General features: G+C 58.5%; 11 protein-coding genes. 9 read left to right on the top strand and 2 right to left on the bottom strand.

Going from position 1 to position 12522, the window contains the following annotated elements; genetic code table 11:
• Nucleotides 1-290: 290 nt before the first annotated feature.
• The gene (locus AC1DNW_RS32825; protein WP_477855489.1) at nt 291-476 is read right to left on the bottom strand and encodes a hypothetical protein; all 186 of its coding nucleotides are present in this window, start codon (nt 474-476) and stop codon (nt 291-293) included.
• Between the two features lie 22 nt (nt 477-498).
• The gene (locus tag AC1DNW_RS32820) at nt 499-1659 is read right to left on the bottom strand and encodes a hypothetical protein (protein WP_477855488.1); all 1161 of its coding nucleotides are present in this window, start codon (nt 1657-1659) and stop codon (nt 499-501) included.
• A gap of 262 nt (nt 1660-1921) precedes the next feature.
• Here AC1DNW_RS32820 and AC1DNW_RS32815 point away from each other — a divergent pair, with 262 nt between their 5' ends.
• The 9 genes from AC1DNW_RS32815 (at nt 1922) to AC1DNW_RS32775 (ending at nt 12464) form a co-directional block, all read left to right on the top strand.
• A complete protein-coding gene (locus AC1DNW_RS32815) occupies nt 1922-2176 on the top strand; it encodes a hypothetical protein (protein WP_477855487.1) in 255 nt (84 codons plus the stop codon).
• Between the two features lie 95 nt (nt 2177-2271).
• Nucleotides 2272-2442 (top strand): hypothetical protein, encoded by a 171-nt coding sequence (locus tag AC1DNW_RS32810; protein WP_477855486.1) that lies wholly within the window; start codon nt 2272-2274, stop codon nt 2440-2442.
• 297 nt (nt 2443-2739) lie between these two features.
• Nucleotides 2740-5766 carry an alpha-mannosidase gene (locus AC1DNW_RS32805; RefSeq protein ID WP_477855485.1) on the top strand — a complete coding sequence of 1009 codons (3027 nt, stop codon included), beginning with the start codon at nt 2740-2742 and terminating at the stop codon, nt 5764-5766.
• 249 nt (nt 5767-6015) lie between these two features.
• On the top strand, nt 6016-8046 hold the full coding sequence (gene tkt / locus AC1DNW_RS32800) for a transketolase (protein ID WP_477855484.1): 2031 nt from the start codon (nt 6016-6018) through the stop codon (nt 8044-8046).
• A gap of 625 nt (nt 8047-8671) precedes the next feature.
• Nucleotides 8672-9106 carry a flagellar hook assembly protein FlgD gene (flgD, locus tag AC1DNW_RS32795; RefSeq protein WP_113312063.1) on the top strand — a complete coding sequence of 145 codons (435 nt, stop codon included), beginning with the start codon at nt 8672-8674 and terminating at the stop codon, nt 9104-9106.
• Nucleotides 9107-9424: 318 nt separating this feature from the next.
• Nucleotides 9425-10006, top strand: coding sequence for a TetR/AcrR family transcriptional regulator (locus AC1DNW_RS32790; protein WP_477855483.1), 582 nt, complete (start codon nt 9425-9427; stop codon nt 10004-10006).
• A 121-nt stretch (nt 10007-10127) separates the two neighbouring features.
• Nucleotides 10128-10730: a hypothetical protein gene (locus AC1DNW_RS32785; protein WP_477855492.1), complete on the top strand. Its 603-nt coding sequence runs from the start codon at nt 10128-10130 to the stop codon at nt 10728-10730.
• 103 nt (nt 10731-10833) lie between these two features.
• Nucleotides 10834-11688, top strand: coding sequence for a cytochrome b/b6 domain-containing protein (locus AC1DNW_RS32780; RefSeq protein WP_477855482.1), 855 nt, complete (start codon nt 10834-10836; stop codon nt 11686-11688).
• The gene (locus tag AC1DNW_RS32775) at nt 11685-12464 is read left to right on the top strand and encodes a molybdopterin-binding protein (RefSeq protein ID WP_477855481.1); all 780 of its coding nucleotides are present in this window, start codon (nt 11685-11687) and stop codon (nt 12462-12464) included. The genes AC1DNW_RS32780 and AC1DNW_RS32775 overlap by 4 nt, the downstream gene beginning before the upstream one ends.
• Nucleotides 12465-12522: the final 58 nt, after the last annotated feature.

The raw sequence follows: 12522 nt of genomic DNA, 5'->3' as shown, positions 1-12522 counted from the left end.
ACGTTAGGCCGCAAGTGCCGTTGGCTGCCTCGCATCGGTCACAATGATGTTCGCTCTCCCGTCGGCTGCAAGGATGGAGCTTAGCTTCCCTTCGAATATTCTCGCATGACCTCCCAAAAGACCGTTTTTTCGCTATGCCACCAACCGTTGCGCTGCCGGCCAGCTTCCATACGTTCGCACTAGGCAGAGGCGGGCATCGCCCGCTGGTCTCGGCGCCGCGTTCCAAAGCAACTGGGACTCGTGCCGGTCTCCAAGGGGGAGCGACTGGGCTGGTTGGCCGGCGTCCGGGATCAGACCTCGCCGCACTTCTCATCGCACTCTAATTGGGCAAGCTTTTTGGCTTCACCATCATTCGCAGAAGTCACAACGATTTCGCCTTTCTCCGTCCCTGACGTGCACTTGCATTTGTAGGTGTAGTTGAAGTTCCCCAATCCGCCTCCCGCAGGCGTCTTTTTAACAAAAGTAACTGTAGACATTGCTTCACCTCCTCAGATTGAATTAGATATCGTCCCAGTCACCATCAACTTCAGTTGCCAGCAGAAGCCCTGGTATCATGCAGGTCAGCAATTGATGGAGTTGCTGCTTAATACATTCCGTGAAGATGCCTTTAAATGCAGCAATCGCAGCGGGTAGATTTCCTAGTGCGGCTCCTACGACCGCGCCAGCTAGGACCGCGTGCCAGAAGCAGTCCTCGACCACATTCAAGACAATATCGCCTAAGTCCCTTGGATACCGATAGTAACCGTACAACAGCAGATCGGACCACCGAATCTGCAACACCGGATAAGGGATATGGATCCAAACGCAGCCGATCTTTACGTCGTAGGTGCGCCAAACGACTTTGAACTCTGGATATCGTAAGAGCGACAGTATTTTGAAAGTCTTGAGATCCAATGCGCTACAATCCAGCGCTCTACCTTCGTTGGACGAAATTTCGTCCATAATCGCTTCAGGCGAACGCCCATCGGTATCCCGTTGATGAACCTGATCGATCRGCCTTTCTCGAAAGCCCCATTCTTGTACCGGCTCGATAATTTCAGAAATCCTAAACCTACGCGATGCTAGATATTCGCTCTCGCGAATTTCTTCTTCGTGCCCACTCTTGCCGGTAGTAATTGTCCCCGCTGACTGTCGTGCGTAAAATGCGGCGATCGCGTCGAGCTCTTCCCTATGATTTTCGATACCTGCTTTGTGGGCGGTGAAAGTACATTTCACTTCAAACCATTCCCGTTGGGCGCCTGCTTGTTGTGAGAGCTGTTGTTCGAAGTATTGCTCCGGGTCTGCGCCACCGCCGGCCGTAAATGCATTGAAAGCGGTTACTGCGGCAGACGCAATACTCGCAGGGCAGGCCTGAGATACAAATAGCAAGGCTTTGATATCAAGTTGGAATAGATAGAGATCAAACTCTCGCGCGGTTAGGTTTGCGACAACCTGTTGTCCGCCGGTTGGAGATGGCTCCGTGACTTGAAGATAGTGGGTAATTGTCTTGCAACGCTTAAATATCTCGGTCTTGCCAATCGAAGTGCGCTGAGCGCCTGGATCTACAAAACCAGTAGGAGCAATTATCGGATCGCCCCAAGTAGAAATAGCCGGATCCGAAAGAAAATCGTAAAATTCGCTGCGTTCTAAGAGTGGCGAGTAATCTTTTTGTATAGACATGCTTCTCTCCCAGCAAAAGAAGATGATCTATACTATGTTGTTCAACAATAATATACCATAGATTTATAGGGTTCAAATTTGCAACTGGGATGGCCAAGTAGAGCGCCTTGCTCACTGCCGTGGCCATGGAACTGGTCAGGCACGGAGAATCGTCTGGTCCAAACACCGCTGATATAAGAACCATCAAGATCACCTATGCCGACGCCGCCGCGGCCAGGAGATCCATCAAGTTCGTATCGCCGGTTAGGAAGTCGCCGGGCCTTTGGATGAATACCAGGGAAACTTCTCGCAGCTCGCAAAACTTGCGGCGAAACAATTCGAACGAACCTTCGACGTCGTCGGCGTCCAAAGTTTCAACCACGGCTTTGGCGACCTGCTTCCCGCTCGAGAGTATGCCGTCGGCGTCCGCGATGGTACTCACCTCGATTGGAAGGAAGAAGCCAATCCAATGCCTAAGACGTTCACCGGACAGATGAGCGCTCCTCGACGCCGGCTTCGACGCACGCTGGCCAGGTAGGACTTGTCCGTCTGAATGCCGAGGGCGGAGCTAGCGCCGCGCTCGCGGTGCTAGCCAATGCGTGCTTCGTATTCGCCTGGACCGGGAGAGAATGTGTGAGCGAACGGATCGCCGCCCTCTGCCAGGCCTTGGTGGTGGTCGCGGATACGTGGCCGGGATCCGTCGGCTTCGTCATCTCGTGCCTCGACGTCCTGGCGCAGCAGGCAACAGTTGAGGTCGCCTCGAAGACGCTCGTGCCGACGTTGCTCGAACTTCGCGCGAAGTGAACTCTCCATAGGCGACCGGCTTTGAGGCCTGTTCTTGTGCTCCATGCCTTGGTGCAGGAAAATTGTACAAGCACGTGGGGAAGAAATCTCCTTTATCGGGAAAAACGTTCCCACATTGCCCACTAAAACTCTCGCAACTTATTTCTTGTGCGCTTKACTGCAAAACAAAGTTACTTAATCTAAGAACGGCTACGCACCTCGGTTGGAGGAGACGGGACGCGGCGCCTGCGGCTTTTTTGCGCGCGCCTGTTTCCTCCCTGATCGTCAGTTTTTGCTTATTCCCCGATAGGACCCGCCATGTCTCTCACCATTGCCMAACGCCTCGATCGTCTCAAGGTCCGTACAGCCGAGCTCGCCCACTGGCGCGACAAGCAAAACATCCTGATCGACGGCTGGACCTTTGATGGCGAGCCGATCGCGCATCATCAGGACTGGCCACACCGCAAGGGGACGGTTCATTTCGCGGTATCGGCCACAGTGCCGCGCGCCTGGCCGATGGAAAAGGTTCGCCTGCAGCTCGATCTTGGCGGCGAGAGCCTGATTACATTGCGCTATTCCGGCGGTCAGGCCGAGACGTTCGGGCTCGATCCCTACCATCAGGAGTTCCCGATCAAGGGCAGGGAATTCTCGATTGCCACTGACAGCGTCGCACGCTTTCCCTTTGGGGAGCCGAACCGGACACCGCGGCTCAACAAGGCGCGGCTGATCTGGCTGGACGAACCGGTCCACAGACTGCACCTCCTGTTGCGGCAGATCGGCGAAGCAGCCGACGTGCTCGAAAGCCATGAGGTCCTGCCGCATCTGATCGAAGCGGCCGAACAGTCGCTGCGCAGCCTCGACTGGCCTTCGGACACGTCAGCCTATATTTCACGCACATCAGGTGCGATGATGCAGCAAAAGATCTGGGAACTGCCGGAGCTTGAGGCAAACCCGGCGGGCCTTAATGAAGCACAGAGCGCTTCGGCGAGCGCCGCCTATGATGCGCTGATCGCCCGATTGAAAGAGCTTCAGAAGCGTTTTCCGCCGAACGGCGAACTGCTTCTGACCGGCCATGCCCATATCGACCTCGCATGGCTCTGGCCATACGGGGAGACACGTCGGAAGATGCGCCGTACCTTCAGCACCGCGCTCTCGCTGATGGAGCGGTCGGACGACTTCCGCTTCAATCAATCGACCGCCCATTATTATGCGCAGATGGAGGAGGATGATCCCGAACTTCTCGAGCGGATCAAGAAGAAGGTCGCCGAGGGCAAGTGGGAAACTGTCGGCGGCATGTGGGTTGAACCCGACACCAACATGCCGACCGGTGAAAGCCTTGCACGGCAGGTGCTTTATGGGCAGCGCTATTTCGAGAAACACTTCGGCTTGCGCCACACGGTCTGCTGGCTGCCGGACTGCTTCGGCTTTTCGGGTGCCTTGCCGCAGATCCTGCAGCTTGGAGGCATCGACAGCTTCTTCACGATCAAGGTGAACTGGAGCGAGAGCAATCATATTCCGTCCGACCTTTTCTGGTGGAAAGGGCTGGATGGAAGCAAGGTCCTGACCCATACGTTCGACAATCCCATGCAGGGCTATAATGGTTTCGTGCGGCCAGATTGCTTCGTGCCGACCTGGAAGAATTTCCGCGGCAAGACGCAGCACGACACGTCGCTGCTGGCGGTCGGCTACGGGGATGGCGGCGGTGGTGTTACCCCGGAGATGGTGGAACGCGAAGTACAACTGCGTGACTTTCCGGCAATCCCCAAAGCGCGCTGGGGTACTGTGAAGGGCTTTTACGAAGAGGCCCACCGGACTGCAGCGGAAAAGGAGCTTCCAGTCTGGGATGGCGAGATCTATCTCGAACTGCACCGCGCGACGCTCACGACGCAAAGCGGCGTCAAGCGCAAGCACCGCCAGGCCGAACGAGCGCTGATCACGGCGGAAACGCTCGCTTCGCTCGCCCATCTGCTGGGTGCTGCCAAACCGCAAAGCCTGGAAGCGGATTGGCGCGTCGTCCTCAAGAACGAATTTCACGATATTCTGCCGGGTTCGAGCATCCGCGAAGTCTATATCGATGCCGAACTGGAACTCGACGGCGCCATCGGCAATGCCAAGGCGGAGCAGGCCAAGGCTTTGAAGGCGCTATCGGCCCAGCTTCCGGCAGGCGGTGTGGCGGATGCGCTGGTTGCCGTCAATCCTTCGCTCGCACCGCGGCCACTGACTGCTCGGCTGTCCGATGGAACGGTCGTGTCATCTGCTGATCCCGTCGCACCTCTTTCCGTCGCGGTCTTTGACCGCAAGGCATTGAAGCCCKCCGGTACGCTGAAAGCCGGCGCGCACAGCCTCGAAAACGAGCATCTGTCTGTCGTGATTGGCAAGGATGGCGCCGTTTCGAGCCTTGTTCACAAGGCAACCGGCAGGGAAGCGATCGAGGGTGCCGCAAACCAGCTCTGGGTCTATCCGGCCGACAAGCCGCGCAACTGGGATGCCTGGGACGTCGATGCCGACTATGCCGAAAAGGCCGTCCGCCTCGACAAGCCTGAAAGCATCACCCTTGTTGAGCAGGGGGCACATCGTGCGGCGATCCGTGTCGTTTACCGGTACCGGGATTCGACGGTCAGGCAGCTTTACGTGCTGACGGCCAACGCGTGCAGGCTCGATATCGAGACGACGATCGATTGGCATGACCGTCGCACACTGCTGAGGACGCTGAACCCGGTCGCCGTGCGCTCACGCACTGCCACCTTCGAATGCGCTTATGGCATCGTCGAGCGCCAGACGCACACGAACACTTCCTGGGAACAGGCAATGTTCGAGGCTGCCGCTCATCGGTTTGTCGATATCAGCGAACCGGGCTTTGGTGTCGCTTTGCTCAACAATGCCAAATACGGCCACAGTGCGCGCGGCAATGTCATCGGCATGAGCCTCGTGCGCTCGCCGATCTATCCCGATCCGCTTGCCGACGAAGGCGAGCAGAGCTTCACCTATGCGCTGCTGCCGCATGCAGGCGCCTGGCATGAAGGGGGTGTTCTGGAGGAAGCGATCGATCTCAATCAGCCGCTCGTCACCATCGAGGCAAGCGGTCTCGCGGCGGGCACGCTGTCGCCGCTGGGCGTAGAGGGCACACCGGTCGCCTTTTCGGGGCTGAAACCGKCGGAGGAGGGAGACGGCCTTATCCTGCGGCTCTACGAGCCGGCAGGCAGGCGCGGTCGCCTGAAACTCGCCTTGCCCGCAGGGTGGCAGGCTTCCGGGGCTCTGAACATCCTCGAAGAGCCGATCGAACGTGCCGGACCTGCCGACATCATGCCATTTGAAATCCGGACCTGGCGGCTGAAGCAAAGTTAGCCGCATCCGTATCCGGCATATTATCGCTGTGCATCTCGAACCCGTTGTTGATCGCTTGGAGCTCGATCGCGCGCACAGCGGGACCGGGACGCAAAGCGCCTGTCTCAACGGGAGCTCGGAAACGGCCGTGGCGGCGATGTAATCCTTGGATGAGACGTTTCGGGCAAAGTTTCAACATGTCGCAGTAGCCTGGTCCACGTCGGGCCCTATGTTTCGGCGTGTCCTTCACCAGTTCCCGAGGAAACGATCATGACGGAATCCCCTAAGTCAGTACCGGCGCCTCGCGACCGGCATCTGCGCGACATGGCCAATTGCATCCGGTTTCTCTCGATGGACGCCGTCGAGAAGGCCAAGAGCGGGCATCCCGGCATGCCGATGGGCATGGCCGACATTGCCACCGTGCTCTTTTCCGATTTTCTGCATTTCGATGCAGAAGACCCMTACTGGTTCGATCGGGATCGTTTCCTGATCTCCAACGGGCACGGCTCGATGCTGCTCTACAGCCTGCTTTACCTGACCGGCTACCGGGATATGACGATCGAGGAAATCAAGAACTTCCGGCAGGTCGGCAGCAGGACGGCGGGGCATCCGGAATATCATCATGCCACGGGCATTGAGACGACCACGGGTCCGCTCGGACAGGGCATTGCCAATTCCGTCGGTTTCGCACTTGCCGAGCGCATCATGAACGCCAGGTTCGGTGACGATCTTTCAAACCACCATACCTATGTCTTCCTCGGCGACGGATGCCTCATGGAGGGTATCAGCCAGGAGGCCATATCGCTCGCCGGCCATTTGAAGCTCGGCAAGCTGATTGCGTTCTGGGACAACAATTCGATATCGATCGACGGCGCGACAAGTCTTGCGGAATCCGACGATCAACCGGCGCGGTTCCGTGCGTCGAACTGGCATGTCCAGGAAATCGACGGACACGATACCGACGCCATCCGAAACGCGATCGTCGAAGCGCAGCGGGTCACCGATCGCCCATCGCTGATCGCCTGCAAAACCATCATCGGTTTCGGCTTTCCCACCCGCGCCGGCACGCAGAAGGCCCATAGTGATGCTCCGGGCGAAGAGGAAATTGCCGGCGCCCGCAAGCTTCTCGGCTGGACTGCGCCACCCTTCGAGATCCCATCCGACCTTCTGGAAGCCTGGCGAAAGATCGGCGCGAAKGGACGCAACGCCCGAATGGCCTGGGCTGTTCGGGTCCAGACGGCGAAGGACGATGTTCGCCGGAACTTCGAGCGCCGTATGAAAGGGGAGCTGCCTGCCGACTGGACGAAAGCGATAGAGGCAGCAAAACAGGAGCTTCTGTCTGCTGACAAGGACCTTGCCACCAGACAAGCGAGCGGGATTGTTCTCAACCACCTCGCCGAAGCCCTCCCTGAGCTCATCGGCGGATCGGCGGACCTGACACCGTCGAACAACACGCGCGCCAAGTCCATGGTCGACATCGAGCCCGGCAAATATAATGGATCCTACGTCCACTACGGCGTGCGTGAGCACGGCATGGCTGCGGCCATCAACGGTATCGCCCTTCATGGTGGGCTGATCCCCTATGGCGGCACCTTCCTGACCTTCTCTGATTATGCCCGACCGTCCATCCGGTTGGCGGCGATGATGGAGGTGCGTTCGATCTTCGTGATGACGCATGACTCGATCGGTCTCGGTGAGGACGGCCCAACCCATCAGCCGGTCGAACATCTGACCGCCCTGCGTGCTATCCCGGGTCTTGCCGTGTTCCGCCCGGGTGATCCGATCGAGACGGCCGAATGCTGGCAGGCCATTCTCGACGCCCCGCGGCAGGCAGCCCTGATCGCGCTGTCCCGCCAGCCCATGCCGCTTCTGAGAAAGGAACCGGGATCTCGCAACCTGTCGGCAAAGGGCGGATACGTTCTACTTGAAGCCGTGGGCGGCGCTCGAGAGCTGACGATCATGTCGACCGGATCGGAATTGCATCTCGCCGTCGAGGCGAGGACGAGGCTCCAGGCGGAAGGCATTCCAACCGCGGTCGTCTCCATGCCGTGCCGCCTGTTGTTCGAGGCGCAGACGTCAGACTATAGGCGTGAGGTTCTTGGAGAAGGAACCGCACGGGTGGCTGTCGAAGCGGCCGTCCAGGATAGCTGGGACAGATATCTCGGGCTCGACGGACGGTTCGTGGGCATGCACAGCTTCGGTGCGTCGGGAAAGATCGACGACGTTTACAAGAAGTTCGGCATCACGACCGACGCAGTTGTGAAAGCCGCCCAAGGGGCACTGGGTCTTCGCCGTCGGTGAGTGGTTGGCGGACGCAGCCGGCTTGTCGTCCCCGACGGCTCGTGGCGCACGCGCCTGAAAATGTCGATTCCCTGGGTTGATCGGCCAGCGCAAACATTATGCGCGAGCAGGCATGTGGTGCGATTTCGCCAAGGACTCGAGGAGCACGATCCGACGGAAGACATGGCGAGAGATGCTTCGACAGCTTCTGGTTAGGGTCGCTCGTTGCTGCCAGGCTCGGTATCGACTTCAAGATCGGATCGATGTCGTCTGGAACGAGGAAGATCCGATCGCCCACGCGATGACATCATCGATATTGCGCGTTCTCTTATACGGTCGGGCAGCTGATGGGCCGGCTGTGTCGGACGTTGCCGGCCCATCGTAAGCACCGCGTGAAAGCGGAGCACAGGGCAGTCAGCACCATTTCTCACAAGTTGACACCAAACCTACTAGAAGGTAGATAATTGTGCGCTTCTCTGACGCATCATCCGAAGCACTGGCGCGTCGTTCATTTGCGCCAACCAACTGAGCCTATCCAACACTATCTCATGCCAAAGACGCTTTTTCTGGCTACCTACTAGTAGGTAATGATCGTAAACTGGAAGGGGCCGTTTTAAGCCTTAACCCCAAACAACCGAGGTCGACTATGACGACAAATCCTCTCACAGGCGTCGGCTCCTCTCTGGCGGGTAGCACGGCTACCGCCCAGCAGAAAGCGATGGTGAACTATGACGACTTTTTGCAGCTTCTGATCGCGCAACTGAAGAACCAGGATCCGACCGACCCCGTGGACGCCAGTCAACAACTGGCGCAGCTCGCCAGTTTCTCGCAGGTCGAGCAGACGATCCAGACGAATCAGAAGCTGGATGCCCTGCTGGCGGGCTCCAACCTTGCCCAGGCCGGCAGCTATATCGGCAGCTACATCGAAAGCGCAGACGGTACGGTCAAAGGTACGATTGCTTCCGTCAAAATCTACAGCGACGGAATCATAGCCACGACGACGGAGGGCGGGAAGATTCTCGTCCAGCCGGGTGTCAGCCTCTCGCAGCCAAGCGGCAGTAGCGCTGCAGCCATCGAATGATCCTGACTATCATCGACGTTTTTTGCACCCCGAGAAAGAATATGTCGGGCAAGCCCTTGAGGGAGTGCCCGATAGATCTGCGAAATTAATCGTTGAACGGTCGCTTCCGGTAAAAACATAGGAGCCTTTCTCATCGGGCGCCTCCTCCTCGAGCAGATAGCCAAGGTCGCGGGAGATCACCAGCCAGCCATGCTTGTTACCGTGATCGATGCGGCTATAGCGGCTCTCTGCCGCCGTTCATCAGCTTTGGAGCACCTTCCGGAATTAGGAAGGAATACGCAGTTGACGATCTTCCTACTAGAAGGTAGATAAAGGCGTATGAGCAATCTTTCGAATACCTATGACGAGATCCTGAACAGTGCGGAAAAGCTGATCGTATCAGGTGGCTATAACGGGTTCAGCTACGCYGACATCGCTGCGGTTGTCGGGATCCGCAAGGCCAGCATCCATCATCATTTTCCAAGCAAKGCCGATCTGGCGCGTACTCTTGTCGCCCGCTACCGCGCAAACGCCGTGACTGGCTTGGCCGAGGTCGAAAGCAAGTTCAGCGATCCGCTTGAGCTGCTGAAGACCTATGCCGGTTTTKGGGCTCAATGCATCGGGGATGCAAGCCGTCCGTTTTGTGTCTGCGCGCTTCTTGCAAGCGAGCTGCCGGCCCTTCCTCCGGAGGTCGCGGTCGAAGTGCGCGCCTATTTCCAACATCTTTCAGGATGGCTGACATCGGTCATCGAGCGTGGTGACCAGCAAGGAGCCCTGGTGATCTCGTGCCCGGCGCGCGTAGAGGCAGAGGCTTTCATGGCCACCGTTCACGGTGCCATGCTGTCGGCCCGAGCCTATGGAACGCCTGCTGTCTTTGAGCTGATTCTTGAGCCAAGTCTTCAGCGGCTGCGGCCGCGGTGATCTAATTCCCGGCGACCGGGCGGCGCGTCGACGGGGAACATGCGTGGCAAAACAGCGCCGCAAAAACTACCAACGAGTAGGTAAGGAACCTCAAATGTTGCGCAGACTTCTTCCAGTAATCATGGTCGCCGGCTTGGTTGGCGTTCCAGCAACGCTTGTTTCGCCGGTCTCTGCCCAGGCCGAAGACAAAAAGGCCGAACTCAACATCCGGGGCAKTGTCGTCAACTTCACCGATGCTACCTTGAAGGTGAAGACGCGCGAGGGAGAAACCGTTGACGTCGCTCTTGCCGACGGCTGGCAGGTCGCCAGTGTCGCTAACGCGAAGGTCTCCGACATCCAGCCCGGAGACTATGTGGGCATCGCCTCCCTGCCGAAGGAGCAGGGTGGAGACGGCGCTCTTGAAGTTCTGATCTTTCCGCCTGCACTCAGGGGAGCCGGCGAGGGAAGCTTTGGCTGGGACCTCAAGCCGAACAGCAGCATGACCAATGCTACCGTCGCCGATGCGGTCAAGGACGTCGACGGCCGGACCGTTACCGTGTCCTACCACGGCAAGGAAAAGAAGATCTCCATTCCGGACGGTACTCCGGTCGTGACTATCGCCCCAGCAACCAAGGACGACCTGGTCGCAGGAGCAGTCGTGTTTATCCCGGCCGAGAAGGCTTCGAGCGGGACAGTCGCGCATCGCGTTATCGTTGGCAAGAATGGCGTGGTGCCCCCCATGTGAGCCACGTCGCCGCCGGTCAGCTTCCGCCCCATTGGCCGACCGGCGGCATCCAGTTGTTCATCGCAAATACGCAACAATTCAGCCCGACCGGAGGGCCGCATCCATGAGCGACAGTCCCGACAACGACAATATGCAGTATCCCCGGACCCTAATGATCCATCGTCATTCCCTGGTCACGCGGCTGACGCATTGGCTGAACGTGATCTGCCTGAGCGTGCTGCTCTTGAGTGGATTGCAGATTTTCAACGCTCATCCCGAACTGTACTGGGGACACTATGGTGCAGACGGGGATCCATCTGTACTGACGATCGGCTCAAGCGGACAGGGCGACGATATGCACGGTTTCGTCCGGATCGCTGGTGTCGAGGTGCCGACGACCGGTGTCCTGGGCGTCTCGACTTTCGAGGGAGATCCGACGCCGCGGGCGTTTCCGGCCTGGGCGACCATCCCGTCGTTTCAGGATCTCGCAACCGGCCGCCGTTGGCATTTCTTCTTTGCCTGGCTATTTCTCGGCAACGGCATTTTTTACCTCGGCTTCGGCGTCCTGACCGGCCATTTTCGACGGGACCTGGCCCCGGCGCGCAGAGACCTTTCCCCGCGCCATCTGTGGCACGAAATCCTCGACCACGCGCGTCTGCGCTTCCCGGAAGGGGAACAAGCGAAGCACTACAACGCGCTCCAAAAACTCACCTACCTCGCCGTGATCGTCATTCTGCTGCCGACGATGTTGCTGACCGGCCTGACAATGTCCCCCGGCTTTGATGCCATCGTGCCGACCCTGGTGGACATTTTCGGCGGGCGCCAGTCGGCGCGCACGATCCACTTCATGACCGCAACGCTTCTCGTGCTCTTCGTGTTCGTGCATGTGGCGATGGTCGTACTGTCGGGAACCTGGAACAATATGCGCTCAATGATCACGGGCCGCTATGCCATCAGAGAGAAAGGTCCACATACATGACGCGTAGCTTCCTGACCCGCAGGCGTTTTCTGATCGGCAGCACGCTCGGCGCCTCTGCACTCACGCTCTCGGGCTGCGACATACTGGACCAAAATGCGGCTTTGGGTAGCGTTATCCGCTCGTCCGAAAATCTGACGATGAAGGCACAAAGGCTGCTGCAGGGACGCGATGCTCTCGCCCGCGAGTTTGCCGAGACGGACATTTCTCCGACTTTCAGGGTGAACGGCACGAGCGCGCCAGATGGCGAGGACTATACCGAGTTCGCCGAAGGCAATTTCGCGAACTGGCGATTGAAGATCGACGGTCTCGTCGACCGGCCCCAGGAGTTTTCCCTCATTGACCTTAAGAGGCGTCCGGCGCGCACTCAGATCACCCGTCACGACTGCGTTGAGGGGTGGAGCGCGATCGGGAAATGGACCGGCGTTCCGCTTGGTTCTGTCTTGAGCTCGGTAGGGCTCAGACCGAACGCACGATTTGCGGTCTTCCACTGTGCGGACGAGTTGGAGAAGACACTTGATGGAAGTGGTCGCTACTATGAGAGCATCGACCTCATCGACGCGTTCCATCCGCAGACCATCCTCGCTTATCAGATGAACGGAAAGGATTTGACCGTCGGACACGGAGCGCCATTGCGTCTGCGCGTCGAACGACAACTCGGCTACAAGCAGGCCAAGTATATCATGCGCATTGAGATCGTCGACAGTTTTGCCGGCTTGTGGGGCGGCAATGGTGGCTTCTGGGAGGACCGCGGCTACGAGTGGTATGCCGGGATCTGAGCGATCCGAACTCAGCCTGGACACAAGGAGAGCGAAGCCGGCCGAAAGGTCGGCTCTG

It is taken from the genome of Rhizobium sp. 05L429 (assembly GCF_056397645.1).
Note: the sequence above shows the minus strand (reverse complement) of the source record. Positions and strands in the feature narration are given on the sequence as shown.